Annotated in this window: 20 protein-coding genes and 2 pseudogenes; 12 read left to right on the top strand and 10 right to left on the bottom strand. The window is 68.9% G+C overall.

Going from position 1 to position 23,594, the window contains the following annotated elements; all coding sequences use genetic code 11:
- Positions 1 to 61 precede the first annotated feature (61 nt).
- From ACIRO3_RS15635 to ACIRO3_RS15625, 3 genes are all read left to right on the top strand, one after another.
- On the top strand, positions 62 to 664 hold the full coding sequence (locus tag ACIRO3_RS15635) for a PadR family transcriptional regulator (protein WP_053683962.1): 603 nt from the start codon (positions 62 to 64) through the stop codon (positions 662 to 664).
- 49 nt (positions 665 to 713) lie between these two features.
- Positions 714 to 1,796, top strand: a complete 1,083-nt coding sequence (locus ACIRO3_RS15630; RefSeq protein WP_361770709.1) for an inositol-3-phosphate synthase — start codon at positions 714 to 716, stop codon at positions 1,794 to 1,796.
- A gap of 135 nt (positions 1,797 to 1,931) precedes the next feature.
- Positions 1,932 to 3,200, top strand: coding sequence for an MFS transporter (locus ACIRO3_RS15625; RefSeq protein WP_404136708.1), 1,269 nt, complete (start codon positions 1,932 to 1,934; stop codon positions 3,198 to 3,200).
- 86 nt (positions 3,201 to 3,286) lie between these two features.
- On the opposite strand, the gene ACIRO3_RS15620 is transcribed toward ACIRO3_RS15625, so the two are convergent.
- Positions 3,287 to 4,729 carry a CCA tRNA nucleotidyltransferase gene (locus tag ACIRO3_RS15620; protein ID WP_361770705.1) on the bottom strand — a complete coding sequence of 481 codons (1,443 nt, stop codon included), beginning with the start codon at positions 4,727 to 4,729 and terminating at the stop codon, positions 3,287 to 3,289.
- Between the two features lie 187 nt (positions 4,730 to 4,916).
- Between ACIRO3_RS15620 and ACIRO3_RS15615 the strand changes: the two genes are divergently transcribed.
- The 7 genes from ACIRO3_RS15615 to trxA all read left to right on the top strand — a co-directional run bounded on the left by ACIRO3_RS15615 (position 4,917) and on the right by trxA (position 14,521).
- On the top strand, positions 4,917 to 7,184 hold the full coding sequence (locus tag ACIRO3_RS15615) for a DUF6049 family protein (RefSeq protein WP_361770703.1): 2,268 nt from the start codon (positions 4,917 to 4,919) through the stop codon (positions 7,182 to 7,184).
- Between the two features lie 47 nt (positions 7,185 to 7,231).
- Positions 7,232 to 9,409 (top strand): murein biosynthesis integral membrane protein MurJ, encoded by a 2,178-nt coding sequence (gene murJ / locus ACIRO3_RS15610; protein ID WP_361770701.1) that lies wholly within the window; start codon positions 7,232 to 7,234, stop codon positions 9,407 to 9,409.
- A gap of 117 nt (positions 9,410 to 9,526) precedes the next feature.
- Positions 9,527 to 11,263: a protein kinase family protein gene (locus ACIRO3_RS15605; RefSeq protein ID WP_361770699.1), complete on the top strand. Its 1,737-nt coding sequence runs from the start codon at positions 9,527 to 9,529 to the stop codon at positions 11,261 to 11,263.
- Positions 11,264 to 11,410: 147 nt separating this feature from the next.
- The gene (gene sigM, locus ACIRO3_RS15600; RefSeq protein ID WP_404136703.1) at positions 11,411 to 12,109 is read left to right on the top strand and encodes an RNA polymerase sigma factor SigM; all 699 of its coding nucleotides are present in this window, start codon (positions 11,411 to 11,413) and stop codon (positions 12,107 to 12,109) included.
- Positions 12,106 to 13,038 carry an anti-sigma factor family protein gene (locus ACIRO3_RS15595; RefSeq protein WP_404136700.1) on the top strand — a complete coding sequence of 311 codons (933 nt, stop codon included), beginning with the start codon at positions 12,106 to 12,108 and terminating at the stop codon, positions 13,036 to 13,038. Before sigM ends, ACIRO3_RS15595 begins: the two co-directional genes overlap by 4 nt.
- 124 nt (positions 13,039 to 13,162) lie before the next feature.
- Positions 13,163 to 14,122, top strand: a complete 960-nt coding sequence (gene trxB, locus ACIRO3_RS15590; RefSeq protein ID WP_361770693.1) for a thioredoxin-disulfide reductase — start codon at positions 13,163 to 13,165, stop codon at positions 14,120 to 14,122.
- A gap of 54 nt (positions 14,123 to 14,176) precedes the next feature.
- A complete protein-coding gene (gene trxA, locus ACIRO3_RS15585; protein ID WP_361770691.1) occupies positions 14,177 to 14,521 on the top strand; it encodes a thioredoxin in 345 nt (114 codons plus the stop codon).
- A 118-nt stretch (positions 14,522 to 14,639) separates the two neighbouring features.
- Here trxA and ACIRO3_RS15580 read toward each other — a convergent pair whose 3' ends face one another.
- The 9 genes from ACIRO3_RS15580 to rpmH form a co-directional block, all read right to left on the bottom strand.
- The gene (locus tag ACIRO3_RS15580) at positions 14,640 to 15,263 is read right to left on the bottom strand and encodes a GNAT family N-acetyltransferase (RefSeq protein WP_361770689.1); all 624 of its coding nucleotides are present in this window, start codon (positions 15,261 to 15,263) and stop codon (positions 14,640 to 14,642) included.
- A 90-nt stretch (positions 15,264 to 15,353) separates the two neighbouring features.
- Positions 15,354 to 16,442: a ParB/RepB/Spo0J family partition protein gene (locus ACIRO3_RS15575; protein WP_365997339.1), complete on the bottom strand. Its 1,089-nt coding sequence runs from the start codon at positions 16,440 to 16,442 to the stop codon at positions 15,354 to 15,356.
- Positions 16,439 to 17,530 (bottom strand): ParA family protein, encoded by a 1,092-nt coding sequence (locus tag ACIRO3_RS15570; RefSeq protein WP_078999678.1) that lies wholly within the window; start codon positions 17,528 to 17,530, stop codon positions 16,439 to 16,441. Before ACIRO3_RS15570 ends, ACIRO3_RS15575 begins: the two co-directional genes overlap by 4 nt.
- A gap of 285 nt (positions 17,531 to 17,815) precedes the next feature.
- Positions 17,816 to 18,532 (bottom strand): 16S rRNA (guanine(527)-N(7))-methyltransferase RsmG, encoded by a 717-nt coding sequence (gene rsmG / locus ACIRO3_RS15565; RefSeq protein ID WP_361770684.1) that lies wholly within the window; start codon positions 18,530 to 18,532, stop codon positions 17,816 to 17,818.
- Between the two features lie 110 nt (positions 18,533 to 18,642).
- Positions 18,643 to 19,155: a R3H domain-containing nucleic acid-binding protein gene (locus tag ACIRO3_RS15560; protein ID WP_361770682.1), complete on the bottom strand. Its 513-nt coding sequence runs from the start codon at positions 19,153 to 19,155 to the stop codon at positions 18,643 to 18,645.
- A gap of 14 nt (positions 19,156 to 19,169) precedes the next feature.
- Complete coding sequence (gene yidC / locus ACIRO3_RS15555; protein WP_361770680.1) at positions 19,170 to 20,276, bottom strand: membrane protein insertase YidC; 1,107 nt, start codon at positions 20,274 to 20,276, stop codon at positions 19,170 to 19,172.
- Between the two features lie 3 nt (positions 20,277 to 20,279).
- Positions 20,280 to 20,561: a membrane protein insertion efficiency factor YidD gene (yidD, locus tag ACIRO3_RS15550; RefSeq protein ID WP_078950077.1), complete on the bottom strand. Its 282-nt coding sequence runs from the start codon at positions 20,559 to 20,561 to the stop codon at positions 20,280 to 20,282.
- Positions 20,558 to 20,932, bottom strand: coding sequence for a ribonuclease P protein component (gene rnpA / locus ACIRO3_RS15545; protein ID WP_404136692.1), 375 nt, complete (start codon positions 20,930 to 20,932; stop codon positions 20,558 to 20,560). Before rnpA ends, yidD begins: the two co-directional genes overlap by 4 nt.
- 22 nt (positions 20,933 to 20,954) lie before the next feature.
- Positions 20,955 to 21,092 carry a 50S ribosomal protein L34 gene (gene rpmH / locus ACIRO3_RS15540; RefSeq protein ID WP_008741645.1) on the bottom strand — a complete coding sequence of 46 codons (138 nt, stop codon included), beginning with the start codon at positions 21,090 to 21,092 and terminating at the stop codon, positions 20,955 to 20,957.
- A gap of 365 nt (positions 21,093 to 21,457) precedes the next feature.
- On the opposite strand from rpmH, the pseudogene dnaA (ACIRO3_RS15535) reads away from it, so the two are divergent.
- A pseudogene (gene dnaA, locus ACIRO3_RS15535) lies at positions 21,458 to 21,986 on the top strand (chromosomal replication initiator protein DnaA); the annotation flags it as partial.
- Between the two features lie 140 nt (positions 21,987 to 22,126).
- Positions 22,127 to 23,263: pseudogene (gene dnaA, locus ACIRO3_RS15530) on the top strand (chromosomal replication initiator protein DnaA); the annotation flags it as partial.
- Positions 23,264 to 23,594: the final 331 nt, after the last annotated feature.

Below are 23,594 nucleotides of genomic sequence, written 5' to 3'. Positions count from 1 at the left end.
GGATGTATCGAGTCGATACATCAGCTCGGCATAAACTCAGGGGCAGAGGAGAGGCAGGCGGATGAGCAGGCGCTCAGGCATCCTCGAATTCGCCGTCCTCGGCCTGCTTCGCGAATCCCCCATGCACGGCTACGAGCTCCGCAAGCGGCTCAACACCTCGCTGGGGGTGTTCAGGGCGTTCAGCTACGGAACCCTGTACCCCTGCCTCAAGACGCTCGTCGCCAACGGCTGGTTGATCGAAGAACCGGGCAACGCCCCGGAAGACGCTCTCGCCGCTTCACTCGCAGGGCGCCGCGCCAAGATCGTCTACCGGTTGACGGCAGCAGGTAAGGAGCACTTCGAAGAGCTCCTCTCCCACACCGGCCCGGACACCTGGGAGGACGAGTCCTTCGCCGCCCGCTTCGCCTTCTTCGGTCAAACCGAACGAGAAGTGCGCATGCGGGTGCTGGAGGGTCGCCGCAGCCGGCTGGAAGAGCGTCTGGAGAAGATGCGCGCCTCGCTCGTCCGTACACGGGAGCGGCTCGACGACTACACGCTCGAGCTGCAGCGCCACGGAATGGAATCCGTGGAGCGCGAAGTGCGCTGGCTGAACGAGCTCATCGAGAGCGAGCGGGCGGGACGGGATCAGAGACGACCCGGTCCGTCCGACGAAACTGCAAAGTGAGGCCTGCATCTCGCAGGCCTCGTCCGAGAACAAACAGGGAGCAACCGGAATGGGTTCGGTTCGCGTAGCCATCGTCGGCGTAGGCAACTGCGCCGCCTCGCTGGTGCAGGGCGTCGAGTACTACAAGGACGCCGACCCGGCGGCCAAGGTCCCCGGTCTGATGCACGTCCAGTTCGGCGACTACCACGTGAGTGACATCGAGTTCGTCGCCGCGTTCGACGTCGACGCGAAGAAGGTCGGCCTCGACCTCTCGGACGCCATCGGCGCCAGCGAGAACAACACCATCAAGATCTGCGACGTCCCGAGCGCGGGTGTGACCGTGCAGCGCGGCCACACCCTGGACGGCCTCGGCAAGTACTACCGCCTGACGATCGAGGAGTCCGGCGAGACTCCGGTCGACATCGTCCAGGTCCTCAAGGACCGTGAGGTCGACGTCCTCATCTGCTACCTGCCCGTCGGCTCCGAGGAGGCGGCGAAGTTCTACGCGCAGTGCGCCATCGACGCCAAGGTCGCCTTCGTCAACGCTCTCCCGGTCTTCATCGCCGGCACCAAGGAGTGGGCGGACAAGTTCACCGAGGCCGGTGTCCCGATCGTCGGCGACGACATCAAGTCGCAGGTCGGCGCCACCATCACGCACCGCGTGATGGCGAAGCTGTTCGAGGACCGCGGTGTCCGTCTTGAGCGCACCATGCAGCTCAACGTCGGCGGCAACATGGACTTCAAGAACATGCTCGAGCGTGACCGCCTCGAATCGAAGAAGATCTCGAAGACGCAGGCCGTCACCTCGCAGATCCCGGACCGCGACCTGGGCGAGAACAACGTCCACATCGGCCCGTCCGACTACGTCGCCTGGCTCGACGACCGTAAGTGGGCCTACGTCCGCCTCGAAGGCCGTGCCTTCGGCGATGTCCCGCTGAACCTCGAGTACAAGCTCGAGGTGTGGGACTCCCCGAACTCCGCCGGTGTCATCATCGACGCCCTGCGCGCGGCGAAGATCGCCAAGGACCGCGGCGTCGGCGGCCCGATCCTGTCGGCTTCGAGCTACTTCATGAAGTCCCCGCCGGTGCAGTACTTCGACGACGAGGCCTACGCGAACGTCGAGAAGTTCATCAAGGGCGAGGTCGAGCGCTAAACCGCTCGCCGCGTCCGCGCGACGCGAAGCGAAGCACCAAGCGTCCTTCCGGACACCTGGACTTCGGCTGCTCTTCCACCGAGGGTCCCCGGGCAATGTGCCCGGGGACCCTCGGTGTGTGTGACCCTTTCCCTCATGCCTGTCGTACGTGATCTGCGCGTACTCCTGCGCCTGAGGGACTTCCGCAACCTGCTCGCCGTACGGCTGTTCTCCCAGGCCGCCGACGGGGTCTACCAGGTCGCGCTCGCCACCTACGTGGTGTTCTCCCCGGAGAAGCAGACCTCGCCCGCGGCCATCGCCTCGGCCATGGCGGTACTGCTGCTGCCCTACTCCGTGATCGGTCCCTTCGCCGGCGTACTGCTGGACCGTTGGCGGCGACGCCAGGTCTTCCTCTACGGCAACCTGCTGCGGGCCTTCCTCGCCTGTGTCACGGGCGTGCTGATCGTCGCGCACGTGCCCGACTGGCTGTTCTACGCCTCGGCGCTGTCGGTCACCGCCGTCAACCGCTTCGTCCTGGCTGGACTCGCCGCCTCCCTGCCACGGGTCGTCGGCCCCCACCAGTTGGTCACCGCGAACGCCCTGTCACCCACCGCCGGCACCCTCGCGGCGACCGCCGGCGGTGGCCTGGCCTTCCTCGTACGCCTGCTGGCCGTCGAGTCCAACGCCCTCGTCGTCCTCCTCGGCGCCGCGTTCTACCTCTGTGCCGCGCTCGTTTCCCTGCGCCTGGCCGTCGATCTCCTCGGCCCGGACCAGCCCCCCAGTCGGGTCCACCCGTCCATCTCCGAGGGGGTGGCCCTCACGGTGCGCGGCATGGCCGAGGGCCTGCGCCACCTCGCCGCCCGCCGGGACGCCCGCCAGGCGCTCACCGCGATGACGATGATGCGGTTCTGCTACGGCGCGCTCCTGGTGATGCTGCTCATGCTCTGCCGCTATTCCTGGTCGGACAACGAGTCCGACGGGCTGGCCCTGTTGGGGATCGCGATCGGGGTCTCCGGTGCCGGGTTCTTCGCCGCCGCCATCGTCACACCCTGGATCGTCGAACGTCTGGGCAACCTGGGCTGGATCACCGTCTGCGCCGCGACGGCGGCGTTGCTCGTGCCGGCCCTCGGCCTGTTCTTCGCCGTCGGACCGATGCTCATCGCCGCCTTCGTGTTGGGACTCGCCACCCAGGGCGCCAAGATCTCCACCGACACCGTCATCCAGTCCCGGGTGGACGACGAGTTCCGCGGCCGGGTCTTCTCCGTCTACGACGTGCTCTTCAACGTCGCCTTCGTCGGCGCGGCCGCCGTGGCCTCGCTCATGCTTCCCGCGGACGGGCAGTCCGTCGCCCTGATCGTGAGCGTGGCCCTGCTCTACGGCCTCACCGCGGCGCTGCTGCGCCGCCAGGACCGACGTTTCACGTGAAACATCACCCGTGACGAGCCGGCTCGGCCCCGTGACCGAGTCGGGGCGGGCGATGTTTCACGTGAAACATCGCCCGCCCCGGTACCTCAGGCCTGGCCGGCCCACCACTCCTTGAGGGCCGTGACGGCGGCGCCACGCTCCATCGGGCCGTTCTCCAGCCGCAGCTCCAACAGGAACGCGTAGGCCTTGCCGATCACCGGGCCGGGACCGACCCCCAGCACCTGCTGGATCTCGTTGCCGTCCAGATCGGGCCGGATCGAGTCCAGCTGCTCCTGCTCCTGGAGCTGGGCGATGCGCTCCTCCAGACCGTCATAGGTACGGGAGAGCGCGTTGGCCTTGCGCTTGTTCCGGGTGGTGCAGTCGGACCGGGTCAGCTTGTGGAGCCGCTCCAGCAGGGGCCCCGCGTCGCGTACGTAGCGCCGCACGGCCGAGTCGGTCCACTCCCCGTCCCCGTATCCGTGGAAGCGCAGGTGCAGCTCCACGAGCCGGGACACGTCCTTGATCATGTCGTTCGAGTACTTCAGCGCGGTCATCCGCTTCTTGGTCATCTTCGCTCCGACCACCTCGTGGTGGTGGAAGGAGACCCGACCGTCGCTCTCGAACCGGCGGGTGCGCGGCTTGCCGATGTCGTGCAGCAGGGCGGCCAGCCGCAGGACCAGGTCCGGGCCGTCCTCCTCCAGGTCGATCGCCTGCTCCAGCACGATCAGCGAGTGGTCGTAGACGTCCTTGTGACGGTGGTGCTCGTCACTCTCCAGCCGCAGGGCGGGCAGCTCGGGAAGCACCCGGTCGGCCAGCCCGGTGTCCACGAGCAGGCCCAGACCCTTGCGCGGGTGGGCGGACAGCAGCAGCTTGTTCAGCTCGCCCTGCACCCGCTCCGCCGAGACGATCTCGATCCGCTCGGACATCTCCTTCATCGCCGCCACGACCTCCGGAGCGACCTCGAAGTCCAGCTGCGCCGCGAACCGGGCCGCACGCAGCATGCGCAGCGGGTCGTCCGAGAAGGAGTCCTGCGGCGTGCCGGGGGTGCGCAGAACGCCCTCCCGGAGGTCCTCCAGGCCCCCGTGCGGGTCGACGAACACCTTCTCGGGCAGCGCGACCGCCATGGCGTTCACCGTGAAGTCCCGGCGGACCAGATCCTCCTCGATCGAGTCGCCGTAGGAGACCTCGGGCTTGCGCGAGGTCCGGTCGTAGGACTCCGAGCGGTAGGTGGTCACCTCGATCTGGAAGCCGAGTTTCTGCGCTCCCACGGTGCCGAAGGCGATGCCCACGTCCCAGACCGAGTCGGCCCACGGCCTGATGATCTTCAGGACGTCCTCGGGGCGGGCGTCGGTGGTGAAATCGAGATCGTTGCCGAGACGCCCGAGCAGCGCATCCCGAACGGACCCTCCGACCAGGGCGAGGCGGAAGCCGGCCTCCTGGAATCGGCGGCCGAGTTCGTCGGCGACAGGGGCGACCCGCAGCAGTTCACTGACCGCGCGGCTCTGCACCTGACTCAGGGCACTGGGGCTGTCTTCATTGGCGTTCGGCACAACAGAAAAGGGTACGTGGCCCGCCCGGCCCGGGCTGCCGTGTTTTGCGGCCCACCCCGCCCCACACCGGCCCGGAGGCGGAGCCGATCATGTGGAGCAAGGCGCGGCACTCGCGCACAGCGGGCCTCGTTACCATGCGTGGACGCACAAACGACGACCACTGACACTTCGAGGACGGGCGAAACGCGTGGCCGAGGCGGCAGAAATCCAGGGGGCGGTTCCGGCCCCTGCCCGGCGCCGCTGGCTGCGGCGGGCAGTCGTCATGCTCGCCGGGACACCGGTCCTGGCCGCTCTGGTCTATGCCCCCGCGCCATCGGCCCAGGCCGCCGAGTCCCCGGTGGACGTCCAGCTGAACGAGGTGGCACCCAGCGCCCCGGTCAAGACGGACACGCTGACCATCTCGGGCACCGTGGTGAACAACGGCCGCGAAACGATCAAGGGCGCACACGTCGGCCTGCGGGTCGGGCCCGTCGTCGGTGACCGCGCGGCGATCGACGACGTCGCGGACCGCAGCGGCTTCCGGCCCGGCGCGGATCCGGCCGAGATCGACTCCGCCTTCGCCGTGAAGATCGACTCGCTGCCGTCCAAGGTCAGCCGGGAATTCACGATCAAGGTCCCGGTCAACAAGCTGGACCTGGGCAAGGACGGCGTCTACCAGCTCGGCGTCTCCGTCTCCGGGGAGACCACGGGCCGCCAGTACGAGCAGGTCCTGGGCATCCAGCGGACCTTCCTCCCGTGGCAGCCCGAAGCCGCGGCCAAGCGCTCCAACCTCACGTACGCCTGGCCCTTGATCTCCACCACCCGTGTGACGGCGGAGACCGGCTCGGACGAGACGCAGACCCCGGTCTTCATCGACGACTCCCTCGCGGCCGAGCTGGGACCCGGCGGACGCCTCGGGCAGATGGTCTCGCTCGGCAAGGACCTCCCCATCACCTGGGTCATCGATCCCGACCTGCTCTACACGGTCGACGCGATGGCCAAGGGTTACCGGATCCGCAACCCCGACCCCGCCGGCAAGCCCCTCCAGGGCAAGAACAAGGCCGTCGCGGAGAAGTGGCTGAGCGATCTCGAAGCCGCGGTGCAGGGCAAGAAGGTCGTCGCGCTGCCCTTCGCCGACCCCGACATCGCCTCCCTCGCCCATCACGGCAAGGACGTGTCCGGCACCCTGGGCCAACTGCGGCCGGCCACCGACAAGGCGAGGCAGGCCGTCGAGACGGTCCTGCACGTCACCCCGTCCACCGACTTCTCCTGGCCCGTGGACGGTGCCATCGACCCCTCGATCGTCAACGTCGCCACCTCGGCCGGCGCGCACAACGTGCTCACCCGCAGCGACAGCCTCCAGGAGAACGGCTCCCTCGGTTACACGCCCTCGGCCGCCCGCCCCATCGGCGCGGGCACCACGGCCGTCGTCGCCGACGCCCAGTTGTCCACCGCCTTCCAGGGCGACATGCTCAGCGCCGGCAACTCGACCCTCGCCGTGCAGCGGTTCCTCGCCCACACCCTGGCCCTGAACCTGCAGAACACCGAAGAGCAGCGCAGCTTCGTCGTCACCCCGCAGCGGATGCCGACGGTCAGCCAGGTGGGGACGATGGCCGCCGCCCTGCGCGGGCTCCAGAACGGGCGCTGGGCCCAGCCCTCGGACCTGGAGGCCGCGGCGACCGCCAAGCCCGACCCGGGCGCGGCCACGCAGGTCCCCGGTGCCGGCCAGTACCCGGAGGCGCTGAGCAAGCAGGAACTTCCGGTCTCGGCGTTCGAGAAGATCCGCACCACGCAGAACACCCTCGACCACTTCAAGGTCATCCTGGCGGCGCCGGAACGCGTGGAGATCCCCTTCGGCAACACCACCAACCGGGAGATGTCCACATCCTGGCGCGGCCGCCCCGAAGAGGCGCGCGTGTACCGGGACCAGGTGCAGGAGTACCTGCTCGGCCTGACCGACAAGGTCAAGGTCATCCCCAAATCGGACGCCACCCTGTCCGGACACAGCGCGACCATCCCGGTCAGTGTCCAGAACAGCCTGGTCCAGGACGTCCACAACCTGGTCCTGCGCGTGCGGTCGGCCAACCCCACCCGTCTGATGTTCGGCGACAGCGGGATCGACGAACAGGAAGTCACCGTCCAGGCCGACCACAGCCAGACCCTGAAGTTCACCGCCAACGCGACCGCGAGCGGTCCCGTGGAGGTCACCGCGCAGCTCTTCACCAAGCAGGGCGTTCCCTACGGCAAGGAACGCAAGTTCACCGTCGAGGCGACCGAGGTCACCCCCACCGTCATGCTCGTCATCGCGGGTGGTGTGCTTCTCCTCGTGCTGGCGGGCATCAAGATGTACGCCAGCCGCAAGCGCGTGGCGGCCCGCACCGCGGCCGAGGAGAGCACGCAGCCGAGTGACGAGTCCCCGGACACCGAACCGCAAAGCACCGGCGGGTCCGGCGCGGGTGAGACAGTGGACCGTTGATGCGATGCCGTGGCCGGTCGGCCTGGGGACGATGAGGTGGGGTTTCGATGAACGCGCCGTACGACGGTGACCGCGCGCAGGGCACTGGTGGGCCATCGCCCACGCAGGGCGCTGCTCCGGGTGCCCCGGTGCCCGGGCAGGTCCCTCCGCCCGCACCCGCGCCGGATCACGACCCGTATGTCCAGGATGCCTACGACTACGACCCGTACCGGTCGCAGGACCTGTCCGCGCAGGACCCGGTCACCGAGGTCATGTACGACAGGGCCTCCCACCCCCCGCCGCCGCCGGGTACCTACCAGGAGGCCGGACCGCTCTACGCGGCCCCGCAGGCGCCCTCCCACGGCCCGGACCCGCGCGTCTGGGCCCAGACCCCGCCGCCCGAGCCGGACGGTCCGTCCCGCCACATGCCGTACGGGGACCACGCCACGACCACCCGCTTCGTCGGAGTCGACTCGCTCGTGACCGAGGCCGCGGACGATCAGCCGGCACCCGACGCCTTCGCGCACCTCTACCGGGACCAGGAAGCCGCCCCGCGGACGGTCACCGAGGAGGCGCCCGTCGCGACCCCGGCGCCCACCAAGCCCGCCGGGAAGGCCTCCGGCCTGCTCAAGTCCAGCGCGCTGATGGCCGCCGGCACGATCGTCTCCCGCATCACCGGTTTCCTGCGCACCCTCGTGATCGGCGGCGCCATCGGCGTCGTCACCCTGAACGACACCTACCAGGTCGCCAACACGCTGCCGACGATGATCTACGTCCTCGTCGGCGGCGGCGCGCTGAACGCCGTCTTCATCCCGCAGCTCGTCCGCGCGATGAAGAACGACGACGACGGCGGCGAGGCGTACGCCAACCGACTGCTGACCCTGGTCATGGTCCTGCTGGGCGCCGTCACCGTCATCTGCGTGCTCGCGGCGCCGGTCTTCATCACGATGATGTCGCCGACGATCGCCGACAACCCGGACCGGATGGACGTCGCGGTCTCCTTCGCCCACTACTGCCTGCCCACCATGTTCTTCATGGGCGTGCACGTGGTCCTCGGTCAGATCCTCAACGCCCGCGGCCGGTTCGGCGCGATGATGTGGACGCCGGTCCTCAACAACGTCGTCGTCATCGCCACGTTCGGCGCCTTCATCTGGGCCTTCGGTGGATTCACCTCCACCGGCATGAACGAATCCGGCATCACCCCCGAGGGCGTGCGCCTGCTGGGTCTGGGCACCCTGCTCGGCCTCGTGGTCCAGTCCCTGGCGATGATTCCGTACCTGCGCGACGCCGGCTTCAGGCCGCGCCTGCGCTTCGACTGGAAGGGTCACGGCCTGGGCAAGGCCGCGGGCCTGGCCAAGTGGACGTTCTTCTTCGTCCTCGCCAACCAGATCGGTCTCGTCGTCGTCACCCAGCTAGCCACCTGGGCCGGCGAGGTGGCCGCCAAGCAGGGTCACGGCGGTACCGGCATCACCGGCTACAACTACGCGCTGCTGCTCTGGCAGATGCCCCAGGCCATCATCACCGTCTCGGTCATGACGGCGGTCCTGCCCCGCATCTCCCGGTCCGCCCACGACGGCGACGCCGCCGCAGTCCGCGACGACATCTCCTACGGCCTGCGCACCTCCGCCGTCGCGATCGTGCCCTGCGCCTTCGCGTTCCTCGCGCTGGGCGTCCCCATGGCCACGCTGCTCTACGCCGGCTCCGGCGCGGACGACGCCCAGAACATCGGCTTCATCCTCATGGCCTTCGGCCTGGGCCTGATCCCGTACTCCGTGCAGTACGTCGTCCTGCGTGGTTTCTACGCCTACGAGGACACCCGGACGCCCTTCTACAACACCGTCATCGTCGCCGCCGTGAACGCGGGCGTCTCGGTCATCGCCTTCCTGGTCCTCCCCGAGCGCTGGGCCGTCGTCGGCATGGCCGCCGCCTACGGCCTCGGTTACGCGGTCGGTGTCGGCGTGGCCTGGCGCCGACTGCGCACCCGGCTCGGCGGCGACCTCGACGGCGCGCACGTGATGCGCACCTACACCCGTCTCATCGGAGCCTGCGTCCCGGCCGCCGTCGTGGCGGGCGCCGTCGCGTACGGCGTCACCCAGTGGTTGGGGAACGGAGCCGCGGGTTCCCTCGCGGCACTCGTCACCGGCTTCATCGCCCTGGCCGCCGTCTTCCTCGTCGCCGCGAAGCGGATGCGCGTCGAAGAACTCAACTCGATGGTCGGAATGGTCCGCGGACGTTTGGGTCGCTGATGCGCACAACCGTCGGGCCCCATCGCGTGTCGTGCATAGCGTCGGACTGTGGGCACAATTGGCATGGCTTCGCAGACTGGCCGACAGCGCGCAACGGATGGGGAGGCAGGGACGACGGTGGCGGAACGTAGCACAGCTGCCGTCGACGTGGCCGACAACGGCGGCGACGAGCCGCCGGCCGCAGATGCGGCCAAGGCCACGGCCGACGGGGTGGACACGCAGAACGGACGAGCCGCGGACGGTTCCATGCCCGAAACGGATGGCGAACGCATCAACCCGGCCCCGGTGGCCGCACCCGAACTACACAGCGGTCACAAACTCGCCAGACGCTACCGGCTCGAGGAGTGCGTCACCCGTCTGGACGGATTCAGCAGTTGGCGCGCGATGGACGAGAAGCTCCGCCGCGCGGTGGGCGTCCATCTGCTGCCCGCCGACCACCCCCGGGCGCGTGCCGTCCTGGCCGCCGCCCGCTCCTCCGCCCTCCTCGGTGACCCCCGGTTCGTCCAGGTGCTCGACGCCGTCGAGGAGAACGACCTGGTCTACGTGGTGCACGAGTGGCTGCCCGACGCCACCGAGCTGACCTCGATCCTCGCCCTGGGACCGTTGGAGGCCCACGAGGCCTACCAACTGGTCAGCCAGGTCTCCCAGGCCATGACCGCCGCGCACCGCGAGGGCCTGGCCCATCTGCGGCTGACGCCCAGCGCGATACTCCGCACCTCCTCGGGCCAGTACCGCATCCGCGGGCTCGCCGTGAACGCCGCCCTGCGCGGCATCACCAGCGACACCCCGCAGCAGGCCGACACCGAGGCCGTGGGCGCGCTCCTGTACGCCGCCCTCACCCAGCGCTGGCCGTACGAGAACGACGCGTACGGTCTCGCGGGTCTGCCCAAGGGCGTCGGACTGATCGCTCCCGACCAGGTGCGCGCCGGCGTCCACCGGGGCCTCGGCGAGCTCGCCATGCGGGCCCTCGCCAACGACGGGGCCACGGCCTCCCGCCAGGAGCCCGCCTTCACCACCCCGGAGGAGCTGGCCAAGGCCGTAGCGGCTATGCCCCGCATCCGGCCGCCGGAGCCCGCCTTCACGGCGCCCCCGGAGTACCAGCACACCACCTATCAGCAGGGCAGCTACGGACGGCCCACGCCCACGGGGCTGCCGACCGTCCAGAACCACGCCGTCGCGCCCCCTCCGCCCCCGCTGCAGGGCCGTACCGGCCGCGCTCTCAAGTGGAGCGTCGCCGCACTGCTGATCGTCGCGCTCGGCCTGGGCAGCTGGCAGCTCGCCGACCGACTCCTGGGCCGCAACAACCAGGGCGGCAACAACGGCGGCAACACGAACACGCAGACGGACACGACCGACGACACCCCGAAGAAGCCGGAACCCGGCAAGCCGCTGCCCATCTCCCTCGCCCGCGTGATCGCCCCCGGCGGGGACGCGGTCAAGCCGGAGGACGCCGGCAAGACCGTCGACGGGGACCTCGATTCCGCCTGGATCACCCCCAAGTACGTGGGCTACGCCAACTTCGGAAATCTGGACAACCGCAAGAACGGCAGCGGCATCATCGTCGACCTGGGCAGCGTCCGGAACGTCACCGGCGTCGACCTGGACCTCCACGTGGCCGGGCAGCGGATCCAGGTACGCGCCGCGGCCCCGGACGCCTCCTCACCCGACTCGTTCTCCGACTTCTCCCAGCAGGTCACCAAGCTGGAGAAGGCCGGGAAGAAGCTCCAGAGCACTTTGGAGAAGCCGGTCCGCGCCCGCTACCTGCTGGTCCACGTGACCGAACTGCCGCCCGAGAGTTCGGACAGCTACCGGGGTGGCATCAGCGAGATCAAGATCCTCGGTGCCGCCTCCTGACCCTCCGCGACCGGACGAAGCCGCCGCGCCGCACGGGACGCACCCCGTCGGCCGCGCGGCTTCCTCATGTCCGGCCCCTCGTCCTCATCTGGCCCCTCGTGCTCGATCGACTCAGGCCCTAATCTCCATCCCGGAAGGGAGCGAGGTGTGACGCACGAAGCAACGGCAGACGGCCACAGCGACCAGGAACTCCTGGCCCTGCACGTCGACGGGGACCCCGACGCCTTCGGCGAGCTCGTACGCCGTCACCGCGACCGGCTGTGGGCGGTCGCCCTGCGCACCCTCGGCGACCGCGAGGAAGCGGCCGACGCCGTGCAGGACGCCCTGGTCTCCGCTTACCGGGCCGCCCACACCTTCCGGGGTGATTCGGCCGTCACGACCTGGCTGCACCGGATCACCGTGAACGCCTGCCTCGACCGCGCCCGCAAGGCCGCCAGCCGCAAGACATCTCCGCTCGACGACACGGAGCGGCTGGAGCGGCTCCTAGAGCCCCACGAGTCCGCCGAGGCGCCCGCGGAGCGCCACGACCTCCATCGCGAGCTGCTGGCCGCCCTCGGCACCCTCCCGGCCGATCAGCGGGCCGCGCTGGTCCTCGTCGACATGCAGGGATACCCCGTCGCCGAGGCCGCCCGCCTCCTCGACGTGCCGACCGGCACCGTCAAGAGCCGCTGTGCGCGGGGCCGCGCGAAACTCGTCCCGATGCTCACTCATCTGCGCACGAATGCCGGGGATAACACCGCCACCGAGCGGGGAAGGAACCGGACGCCGGGCACATCCGTCCCACCAGCGGCAGACCCCAGGCATCCAGACCCAGACGCAGTGAAGGGCGGAGGTGGACGTCCGTGAGCCCCACAACCGGCACGATCCGGCACCCGGACGTCTCGGAGATCTCCGACCTGACCGAAGGGCTTCTCTCTCCGTCGCGCACCGCGGAGGTACGTCGTCACCTCGGCACGTGTGCCCTGTGCGCAGACGTCCGTGCCTCCCTGGAGGAAATCCGCTCCCTTCTCGGCACTCTTCCCGGTCCCCCTCGGATGCCGTCCGACGTCGCGGGCCGGATCGACGCGGCACTCGCCGCCGAGGCACTGCTCGGCTCCACCGCGCACCGCACCGAGCCCGCGGCCCCGACGACGCCCGACAGCGACAGCGACAGCGATGTTTCACGTGAAACATCGCCCTCCCGGGCCGCCGGAACCGAGGCACGACGACCAGGTGGTCACCCGACCGGCCCAACCGGACCCGGCCGTCGCCGCGCCCGCCGCCGGATCGCGGTCCTCGCCGGGCTGGCCGGAGCGGCCGCCTGCGCTTTCGGAATCCTCCTCGTCAACGGCCTCGACGGCAGCCGTCCCCAGAGCACCGCCGGTCGCAGCGACGCGGCGACCTCGACCGGCCGGTCCGACGAGGGCACCTTCACGACCCAGGGGCTCCAGGACAGCGTTCGGCAGCTGCTCGCCTCCAAGAAGGAAGACCCGGGCGTACAGGGGGAGAAGAACAACACGTACGGAATGGAGAACGCTCCTCCTTCCGGGGAAGCGCCCTCCGACCGTCGGGCCGTACCGGTCCCCCCGTGCGTACAGGCTTCCATCGGCCGCCCGGACACCCCGATCGCCACCGAACGCGGCACCTACCGGGGAACCGACGTCTACCTGGTCGTCCTCCCGCACGCCGGCGACCCCGCCAGGGCGGACGCCTATCTGGTCGACGCAGGCTGCGCTGACGGCGCTGCGGTGGCCCCGGCGAAGTCCCTCCTGACCAGGACGTACCCGCGGACCTGACACGTTCGGGGCGGCACGGGGAAAAGTGGGGAATGCGCGCGCCGTAGGATCCGTTGGGTGGGGTGAAGGTCCGCACCGGCCCCCGGTAGGCAGCACGCAGTCCGCAGAGACGAGGAAAGAACCCGTGAGCGACGTACGAAACGTGATCATCATCGGCTCCGGGCCGGCCGGTTACACGGCCGCCCTGTACACCGCACGCGCTTCGCTCAACCCCCTGGTCTTCGAGGGCGCCGTCACCGCCGGCGGCGCGCTCATGAACACCACCGAGGTCGAGAACTTCCCCGGGTTCCAGGACGGCATCATGGGTCCTGACCTCATGGACAACATGCGCGGTCAGGCCGAGCGCTTCGGCGCCGAGCTGGTCCCCGACGACATCGTGGCCGTGGACCTCACCGGCGAGATCAAGACCGTCACGGACACCGCCGGCACCGTCCACCGTGCCAAGGCCGTCATCGTCACCACCGGTTCCCAGCACCGCAAGCTCGGCCTGCCGAACGAGGACACCCTCTCCGGCCGCGGTGTCTCCTGGTGCGCCACCTGCGACGGGTTCTTCTTCAAGGACCAGGACATCGCCGTCGTCGGCGGCGGCGACACCGCGATGGAGGAGGCGACCTTCCTCTCGCGCTTCGCCAAGAGCGTCACCATCGTCCACCGTCGCGACAGCCTGCGCGCCTCTAAGACCATGCAGGACCGCGCCTTCGCCGACCCGAAGATCAAGTTCGCCTGGGACAGCGAGGTCGCCGAGATCCACGGCGAGCAGAAGCTCTCCGGTCTCACCCTGCGCAACACCAAGACCGGTGAGACTTCCGCGCTGCCCGTCACGGGCCTCTTCATCGCCGTCGGCCACGACCCGCGTACCGAGCTGTTCACGGGGCAGTTGGACTTGGACGACGAGGGTTACCTGAAGGTCTCCGCGCCCTCCACGCGCACCAACCTCACCGGTGTCTTCGGCGCCGGGGACGTCGTGGACCACACCTACCGTCAGGCGATCACCGCCGCCGGCACCGGCTGCTCGGCCGCCCTCGACGCGGAGCGTTTCCTCGCCGCCGTCGCGGACGCCGAGAAGGCCCACGCGGCCGTCTGATCCAGCACTGCCCCACCCCCCGCACACCCCGCAGAAGGAAATAAGGAGGCCGTTGTGGCCGGCACCCTCAAGACCGTGACCGACGCCAGCTTCGATCAGGACGTCCTGGCCAGTGACAAGCCCGTACTGGTGGACTTCTGGGCCGAATGGTGCGGCCCGTGCCGCCAGATCGCCCCGTCCCTGGAGGCCATCGCGGCCGAGTACGGCGACGAGATCGAGATCGTCAAGCTGAACATCGACCAGAACCCGGGCACCGCCGCCAAGTACGGCGTCATGTCCATCCCGACGCTGAACGTCTACAAGGGCGGCGAGGTCGTCAAGACCATCGTCGGCGCCAAGCCGAAGGCCGCCATCCTGCGCGACCTCGATGGCTTCGTCACCATCAAGCCCGCCGGCTGACCACCGCTTGTTTCACGTGAAACGGGGCCGCTCCCTCAGGGGGCGGCCCCGCTCGCATACCCGGTTCGCTTCGCATACCCGGTTCGCTTCGCGTAGCCGGTTCGCTTCACGTAGCTGGTCACAAGGGACGCAGCGCCGGCTCCTTGCGCGCCCGGGCACCGCCCAACAGCCGGTCCAGCGCCAGCTCCACGTCTTCCTTCCACGACAGCGTCGACCGCAGCTCCAACCGCAACCTCGGGTGCGCCGGGTGCGGCCGTACCGTCTTGAAGCCCACCGACAGCAGATGATCCGCCGGCAACAGACAGGCCGGGCGCTCCCAGCGTGCGTCCCCAAACGCCTCGATCGCCCGGAAGCCCCGCCGCAGCAGGTCCTTCGCGACCGTCTGGACCATGACCCGCCCCAGGCCCTGGCCCTGGTATCCGGGCATGATCCACGCCGTGATCAGCTGTACCGCGTCCGGAGAGACCGGGCTGGTGGGGAACGAAGCGGCCCGCGGCACGTACGCCGGTGGCGCGTACAGCACGAAGCCCACCGGCACTTCGTCGACGTAGACCACCCGGCCGCAAGAGCCCCACTCCAGCAGGACGGCGGAGATCCACGCCTCCTTCTCCAGCTCCGGATTACCCGCCTTCACGGCGGCCTCACCGGTGACCGGATCGAGCTCCCAGAACACGCAGGTGCGGCAACGTCGGGGCAGGTCCTGGAGGTTGTCCAGCGTGAGCGGCACCAACCGACGACCCATACACGCATCGTATCCGCTGTGACAAAGGGGCGGGTCGTACCGGACACCCGGCACAACCCGCCCCTCGGCTCCGTTGTCGAAGCCCTGCTCCTACTCCCCGGAAAGCCCCTGATCAAGCACCCGGCCCTCGCCCGGCGCGAGCGTCCCGAGGATCCGCTCCAGATCCTCCATCGAGGCGAACTCGACGGTGATCTTGCCCTTCTTCTGACCCAGGTCCACCTTCACCCGGGTCTCGAACCTGTCCGACAGCCGCGTCGCCAACTCGCTGAGCGCCGGAGCCACCCGGGCACCCGCACGGGGGCCCTTCGGCTTCACGCTGCTCGACGGCTCCGAGGCCATCAGCGTCACGATCTCCTCGACCGCGCGCACCGACAGCCCCTCGGCCACGATCCGGTGCGCCAGCTTGTCCTGGACCTCGGAGTCCTCCACCGACAGGAGCGCCCGAGCGTGACCGGCGGACAGGACACCCGCCGCCACCCGGCGCTGTACCGAGGCGGAAAGCCTCAGCAGTCGCAGCGTGTTCGACACCTGCGGACGCGAGCGCCCGATCCGGTCGGCCAGCTGATCGTGCGTGCAGTTGAAGTCCTTGAGCAGCTGGTCGTACGCGGCAGCCTCCTCCAGGGGATTGAGCTGCGCCCGGTGCAGGTTCTCCAGGAGCGCGTCCAGCAGCAGCTTCTCGTCGTCCGTGGCCCGGATGATCGCCGGGATGGAGTCCAGGCCGGCCTCCCGGCACGCCCGCCAGCGCCGCTCGCCCATGATCAGCTCATAGCGACCCGGCGCGGACTGCCGCACCACCACGGGCTGGAGCAGACCCACCTCCTGGATGGAGGTCACCAACTCCGCCAGCGCGTCCTCGTCGAACACATCGCGGGGCTGCCGCGGGTTCGGCACGATCGCGTCCATCGGAAGCTCCGCGAACGTCGCCCCGGCCACCTCGTTGACCGCCGGCGTCGCCTGCTCCGGCACGCGCACCGGCCCCGCCGCCTCCGATGTTTCACGTGAAACATCGGCCTGCGCCAGTGCGGCGAGCTTCGCCGCCGCGATTCCGCGATCAGACGTCAGCACCTGACCGGCCGACGGAGACGTCGAACCGTCCCCGGCCGACGGCGTCCTCTCCTGCGGAGCCGCGGGAATCAGTGCGCCGAGCCCCCGTCCCAGCCCCCTGCGTCGCTCACTCACTGGATCCCCTCCGCCATGCTCTGCGTGCTGTTCGTACCCGCGCCCAGATGGGCGTGCTGGGCGTCGTAATGGATTCCGGCCCCCCGCAACGCGATCTCCCGCGCGGCTTCCAGGTAGGAAAGGGCTCCGCTGGAACCCGGGTCGTACGTGAGAACCGTCTGCCCGTAGCTCGGGGCCTCGGAGATGCGCACCGAGCGCGGGATGCTGGTCCGCAGCACCTCCTTGCCGAAGTGCGTGCGCACCTCGTCCGCCACCTGCGAGGCCAGTCGGGTCCTGCCGTCGTACATCGTCAGCAGGATGGTCGACACGTGCAGTGTCGGGTTCAGGTGCGCCCGCACCAGGTCGACGTTGCGCAGCAGCTGCCCCAGGCCCTCCAGGGCGTAGTACTCGCACTGGATCGGGATCAGTACCTCGGCGCCCGCGACCATGGCGTTCACCGTCAGCAGACCGAGCGAGGGCGGGCAGTCGATCAGGATGTAGTCCAGCGGCTGCTCGTACGCCTGGATCGCCCGCTGAAGTCGGCTCTCGCGCGCCACCAGCGACACCAGCTCGATCTCCGCACCCGCCAGGTCGATCGTGGCCGGGGCACAGAACAGGCCCTCCACGTCCACCACCGGCTGGACGACCTCCAGCAGGGGCCGGCTGTCCACGAGCACGTCGTAGATGGACGGCACGTCCGCGTGGTGGTCGATGCCCAGAGCCGTGGAGGCGTTGCCCTGCGGATCGAGGTCGATCACCAGCACTCGCGCACCGTGCAGGGCCAGCGAGGCCGCCAGATTCACGGTCGTCGTGGTCTTGCCCACGCCGCCCTTCTGGTTCGCCACCACCATGACCCGCGTCTGCGCGGGTCGGGGCAGGCGCTCACCCGCACGGCCCAGCGCGTCGACCGCGATCTGGGCGGCTCGACCGATGGGTGTGTCTTCGTTGTCCACTAGGGGCGGAGGCGATGTTTCACGTGAAACATCCTCCCCCGGCGATTCAGAGCGGGGACCAGGGACCGGATCGGCCATCGGCCCCGCGAGGTTGGCGTCGGACCGCACGGTGTCACTCTCCTCGACATCAGGCTCGCGATGAACAGAGCCTGCCATGTCACCGGGGCCACGAACCAGCGGGACCCGAACTCCTGTGGATGAATCCACCGATGTGGACAACTCCGTCCCCCCTGCGGCCTTGCGTTCACGAGGGGGCGTAGCCGCACGACCGCGGCTGATGATTCCGTGCAGCAGAGAGCGACGTTTCACGTGAAACACGATGCCCGGACGGAGTCACAAGCCCCCTCCGACACTCCGGCGCTCCTGCCGATAGGGCCTCAACACGCCTGAAATCCCCGCAGAACGCACGGGGATTTCAGTGGTCGGTGGCGCTCGACGTCGTCAGCGTCGCCGGCGCGTACGGCTCGTCCGGGCGGCCTTGGCCCGTTTGGCCGCGAACCTCACCCCACCGGGGCTCTCGCCCACCTCGACCCGCACGACCGTGGACATGGGGTCCACGACACCCTCGCCCACGTGCAGCACCGAGGTCTTCACCACACCGAGCTTCGCCAGTGCGACCTTCGCCGCCACCAGCTCCTCCTCGGCGGTGTCACCCTTGAGCGCCAGCATCTCGCCGTACGGGCGCAACAGGGGAACACCCCAGCCGGCCAGGCGGTCCAACGGAGCCACGGCGCGCGCCGTCACCACGTGTACCGGCTGCACCTTGCCGAGGACCTCCTCGGCGCGACCGCGCACCACGGTGACGTGGTCGAGGCCCAGCAGCTCCACGACTTCCTGGAGGAAGTTCGTCCGACGCAGCAGCGGTTCCAGCAACGTGATCTTCAGATCCCGACGCACCAGCGCCAGGGGGATACCGGGGAGACCGGCGCCGGAGCCCACATCGCACACGGTGACGCCCTCGGGCACGACCTCGGACAGCACCGCGCAGTTCAGCAGGTGCCGCTCCCACAACCGGGGCACCTCACGCGGGCCGATCAGACCGCGCTCGACCCCGGCGTCCGCCAGCAGCTCCGCGTACCGCACGGCCTCCGGGAAAAACTCGCCGAATACCGCACGCGCCTCTTCGGGCGCCGGGGGAAGCTCAGCTGCCTCCGTCACGGGGACCGTCCTTCCGTACAGAACTCACTCTTCGAACAACGGGCACTGCCAGGCTTACAAACATCGGCCCCGCCTGCGACACAGACGGGGCCGACCTCACGCTTCTCCGGTCAGGCCGGAAGCACAACGACGAAGCGCTGCGGCTCCTCGCCCTCGGACTCGCTCTTCAGACCGGCGGCCGCCACGGCGTCGTGGACGACCTTCCGCTCGAAGGGGGTCATGGGAGCCAGCTTCAGCGGCTCACCGGACGCCTTCACGTCCGCCGCGGCCTGGGCACCGAGCACGGCCAGCTCCTCGCGCTTCTTCGCGCGGAACCCGGCGATGTCCAGCATCAGCCGGCTGCGGTCCCCGGTCTCGCGGTGTACGGCGAGGCGGGTCAGCTCCTGCAGGGCTTCCAGGACCTCGCCGTCGCGGCCCACGAGCTTTTGCAGGTCGCGGCCGGCGGAGTCGCTGACGATCGACACCGCGGCGCGGTCGGCCTCGACGTCCATGTCGATGTCGCCGTCCAGGTCGGCGATGTCCAGCAGGCCCTCAAGGTAGTCGGCCGCGATCTCACCCTCCTGCTCGAGGCGGGTCAGGGTGTCGCCACCTTCAGCGGCGGCGGTGGTGGTGCCTTCCGTCACGGGAGGGGCTCCTTCTACTTCTTGGAGGGCTTGCTGGGGGGCGTCTGACGCTTCGACTTCGTCTGCCGCTTGGGCTGCTGCCGCTTGGTCGCGACACCGCCGCTCGCCGCGTCCTCATCGGCCGTGGCCTCAGAACTCTTGATCACGGAGCCGTCCGCCTGGGCGGCCATGCCCTGCTTCGTCAGCGCGGTGATGAACTTGCGCTCGTTGTCGTTGCGGTCCGGGCCCTTGGCCACGATCGCGGCGACGATCTTCTTCTTGCCGCGGCCCTTGATGGCGCCGTGCGTGGTGACGTGCTTGACCAGGCGGGTCAGGTACTGGTCCTGGGCCTTGCTGCCCGGCGTCGGGTTCTGGTTGATCACGTACATCTGCTGACCCATGGTCCACAGGTTCGTGGTCAGCCAGTAGACGAGGACACCGACGGGGAAGTTGATGCCCATGACGGCGAAGATCACCGGGAAGATGTACATCAGCATCTTCTGCTGCTGCATGAACGGCGTCTTGACCGAGAGGTCGACGTTCTTCTGCATCAGCTGGCGCTGCGTGTAGAACTGCGACAGCGACATCATCACGATCATGACCGCGGTCACGACGCGAACGCTGGTCACCGAGGCGTCCAGGCTGGCGATCTTCTCCGCGCTGTCCGTGAACTTCGCGGCGAGCGGGGCTCCGAAGATGTGCGCCTTCTGGGCGCTCACCAACAGCGACTCGTTGATGTAACCGATCGGCTTGCCGTTGGCGATGTTCGCGAGCACGTGGTAGAGCGCGAAGAAGAACGGCGACTGCGCGAGGATCGGAAGGCACGAGGAGAGCGGGTTGGTACCCGTCTCCTTGTACAGCTTCATCATCTCTTCGGACTGGCGCTGCTTGTCGTTCTTGTAGCGCTCCTGGATCGCCTTCATCTTCGGCTGGAGCGCCTGCATGCCACGCGTCGACTTGATCTGCTTCACGAAGAGCGGGATCAGGCAGATACGAATCAAGATCACCAAGGACACGATGGACAGGCCCCAGGCCCATCCACTGTCTTCGCCGAAGATCGCGCCGTACACCGTGTGGAACTGGACGATGATCCACGACACGGGTGTGGTGATAAAGCTGAACAGACTGGCAATCGTGTCCACTAATCAGGCTCCTTGAGCATTGCGAGATCTACGCAACGCACTGCGCAGCTGCTCGTGCCAACGCGGGCGTTTCCGGGGTGGGACATGATCCACACCGCCCGGGGACCACGGATTGCACCGCAGGATCCGCCAGGCGGTCAGAACCGTCCCCTTCACCGCACCATGCCGGTCGATGGCCGTGAACCCGTAGTGCGAGCACGAGGGGTAGTAACGGCACACCGGTCCGAGCAGCGGACTGATCGTCCACTGGTACAGCTTGATCAAAGCGAGCAGCGGGTACTTCATCGAGCCGCGCCTCCCAGTAGCCGCTGCATGGCGGCATCCAGGTCACGGGCCAGCTCGTCGAGGCCGGCATCACCCGAACCGGGCAAGGCCCGCACCACCACCAGGCTACCGGCGGGGAGCTGGGGCAACCGTTCGCGGACAAGATGGCGCAAACGGCGCTTGACCCGGTTGCGTACGACAGCGTTGCCGACAGCCTTGCTGACGACGAAACCCGCACGCGTCGAGGGATCGATCTCCCCCGGCTCGTGCGGGTCCGTTGCACCGCTGGTACGTAGGTGTACGACGAGAAGCGGGCGTCCTGCCCGCCGACCCCGTCGTACCGCGCTCGCGAAGTCCTCGCGCCGCCTCATCCGATTTTCGGGAGACAGCACGACGTCACGACCTGCGTGTGGGTTACGCGGAAAGGGCGGCGCGGCCCTTGCCACGGCGGTTCGCGAGAATCGCGCGGCCGGCACGGGTACGCATCCGCAGGCGGAAGCCGTGGGTCTTGGCACGACGGCGGTTGTTCGGCTGGAAGGTGCGCTTGCTCACTCGGGGGCTCCAGAGAATGAATCGTTGTGGCGGGACATCGCCTGGCTGTCACCGTGCGCCCACGAGGAGATGAAACTCGCGTGTTCGCCCGAGTGGCACCGCTACATGATCACTATGTGTGATCTTCGCCCATCGGTAGGCAGGCGGCAGCAGCCATCGACAACTCGACCTCGTTACGGTACGCGCGGCTACGCCATCCGGTCAAACCGAGCCTCGGTGGCCCCACACTGTGCACAGGCTGTGGACAACGACTTGAACCCTACCCACCGGCCTGACTACCGTTGCCTGATCCCGGATTTTTTTGTCCCGACCGTCCCAAAGAACCACACATTCGTGGGACCGGGACCTGTGAGAGAGCGTGCTCTGTGGCTGACGTACCTGCCGATCTTGCCGCAGTGTGGCCACGCGTGCTCGAGAAGCTCCTCGGAGAGGGGCAGCAAGGTATCGAGCCGAAGGACAAGCAGTGGGTCGAACGCTGCCAGCCCCTCGCGCTCGTCGCCGACACCGCCTTGCTGGCCGTCCCCAACGAATGGGGCAAGCGCGTTCTCGAAGGCCGCCTCGCGCCGCTCATCAGCGACGCGCTCAGTCGCGAGTGCGGTCGCCCGATCCGGATCGCCATCACGGTGGACGACTCCGCCGGTGAGCCGGCGCCCGCCCCCTCCTCTTCTCAGCAGCGCGATTCCTACGAGCCGTACGGCGGCCAGCGCCCCGGCGGCCACACCGGTCATACGGGTCACACCGGCCCCGGGGGCCACACCGGCCCCGGCGACGACCAGTTGCCGACCGCCCGGCCCGCCTACCCGGACTACCAGCAGCAGCGCCCCGAGCCCGGCGCCTGGCCCCGCGGCGGCCAACAGGACGACTACGGCTGGCAGCAGCCGCGTCTCGGCGGCTTCCCCGAACGCGACCCGTACGCCTCCCCCCAGCCCGGCTACCTCCAGCAGCCGGAGCCCTCGGGATACGACCAGGGCGGCTACGAGCAGCAGAAGTACGAGCAGTCCTCGTACGAGCAGCAGGACTCGCACCAGCAGCACGGGTACGAGCGCCAGCAGTACGAGCAGCCCCCACAGCGCCAGATCCCCAACCGGCCGGCTCCCTCGGCCCCGTCGGGCGGCTCCACCTCGGGCCCGCTGGAGCCGACCGCGCGGCTGAACCCGAAGTACCTCTTCGACACCTTCGTCATCGGCGCCTCCAACCGCTTCGCGCACGCCGCCGCGGTGGCCGTCGCCGAGGCGCCGGCGAAGGCGTACAACCCCCTCTTCATCTACGGGGAGTCGGGGCTGGGCAAGACGCACCTGCTGCACGCCATCGGGCACTACGCGCGGAGCCTCTATCCCGGCACCCGGGTGCGCTACGTGAGCTCCGAGGAGTTCACCAACGAGTTCATCAACTCCATCCGCGACGGCAAGGGCGACGCCTTCCGCAAGCGCTACCGCGAGATGGACATCCTGCTGGTCGACGACATCCAGTTCCTCGCGAGCAAGGAGTCGACGCAGGAGGAGTTCTTCCACACCTTCAATACGCTCCACAACGCCAACAAGCAGATCGTGCTGTCCTCCGACCGGCCGCCCAAGCAGCTGGTCACCCTGGAGGACCGGCTGCGCAACCGCTTCGAGTGGGGCCTGATCACCGACGTCCAGCCGCCCGAGCTGGAGACCCGCATCGCGATCCTGCGCAAGAAGGCCGTGCAGGAGCAGCTCAACGCCCCGCCGGAGGTGCTGGAGTTCATCGCCTCCCGCATCTCGCGCAACATCCGCGAGTTGGAGGGGGCGCTGATCCGGGTCACCGCGTTCGCCAGTCTGAACCGGCAGCCGGTGGACCTGGGTCTGACGGAGGACGTGCTCAAGAACCTGATCCCGGGCGGCGAGGACAGCGCGCCCGAGATCACCGCCTCCGACATCATGGCCGCCACCGCGGACTACTTCGGGCTCACGGTCGACGACCTCTGCGGCTCCTCGCGCAGCCGGGTCCTGGTCACCGCCCGACAGATCGCCATGTACCTCTGCCGGGAGCTCACCGACCTCTCCCTCCCCAAGATCGGGGCGCAGTTCGGCGGCCGCGACCACACCACCGTCATGCACGCGGACCGCAAGATCCGCGCCCTGATGGCGGAACGACGCTCCATCTACAACCAGGTCACGGAGCTCACCAACCGCATCAAGAACGCCTGACGCCGGCTCTCCGGAGCCGTGCGCGGGCCCCACGACGGTCCCGTGAGGGCCCCTCAAACCCGTTTACAGGGCGCTCCCGGACCACAGCGGGGGCGCCCTTCTTCGTCCGTGCGCCCCTGACTTGTTCGAATACGCCCCCGAGAGAGGGCGTCATCCACAGATTGGCCGACTTTCTTCCGTCCACAGCCTGGGGACGGGTTCCGTCACCCACAATCTGTCCACAGGGGTGCAGGTTGAGAGCCCATCAGGCCAGCTCAGCCGCCTGTGGAATTGTGAGCAAGAGTCATCCACAGCCTGTGGACAAAAAAAGTATCCACAGCACCGTCCACCT

Origin of the sequence: Streptomyces sp. NPDC102278, assembly GCF_044766345.1 — a bacterium.
Lineage (GTDB): Bacteria > Actinomycetota > Actinomycetes > Streptomycetales > Streptomycetaceae > Streptomyces.
Note: the sequence above shows the minus strand (reverse complement) of the source record. Positions and strands in the feature narration are given on the sequence as shown.

Coding starts and splice junctions, on each gene's coding strand:
- ACIRO3_RS15580 (WP_361770689.1), bottom strand. CDS start 15,263: ATGGGTCGTCGGTTGGTGCCGCTCACGCTGGACAACCTCCAGGACCTG.
- ACIRO3_RS15630 (WP_361770709.1), top strand. CDS start 714: ATGGGTTCGGTTCGCGTAGCCATCGTCGGCGTAGGCAACTGCGCCGCC.
- murJ (WP_361770701.1), top strand. CDS start 7,232: ATGAACGCGCCGTACGACGGTGACCGCGCGCAGGGCACTGGTGGGCCA.
- ACIRO3_RS15570 (WP_078999678.1), bottom strand. CDS start 17,530: ATGGCAGGCTCTGTTCATCGCGAGCCTGATGTCGAGGAGAGTGACACC.
- ACIRO3_RS15625 (WP_404136708.1), top strand. CDS start 1,932: ATGCCTGTCGTACGTGATCTGCGCGTACTCCTGCGCCTGAGGGACTTC.
- ACIRO3_RS15635 (WP_053683962.1), top strand. CDS start 62: ATGAGCAGGCGCTCAGGCATCCTCGAATTCGCCGTCCTCGGCCTGCTT.
- yidD (WP_078950077.1), bottom strand. CDS start 20,561: ATGAAGTACCCGCTGCTCGCTTTGATCAAGCTGTACCAGTGGACGATC.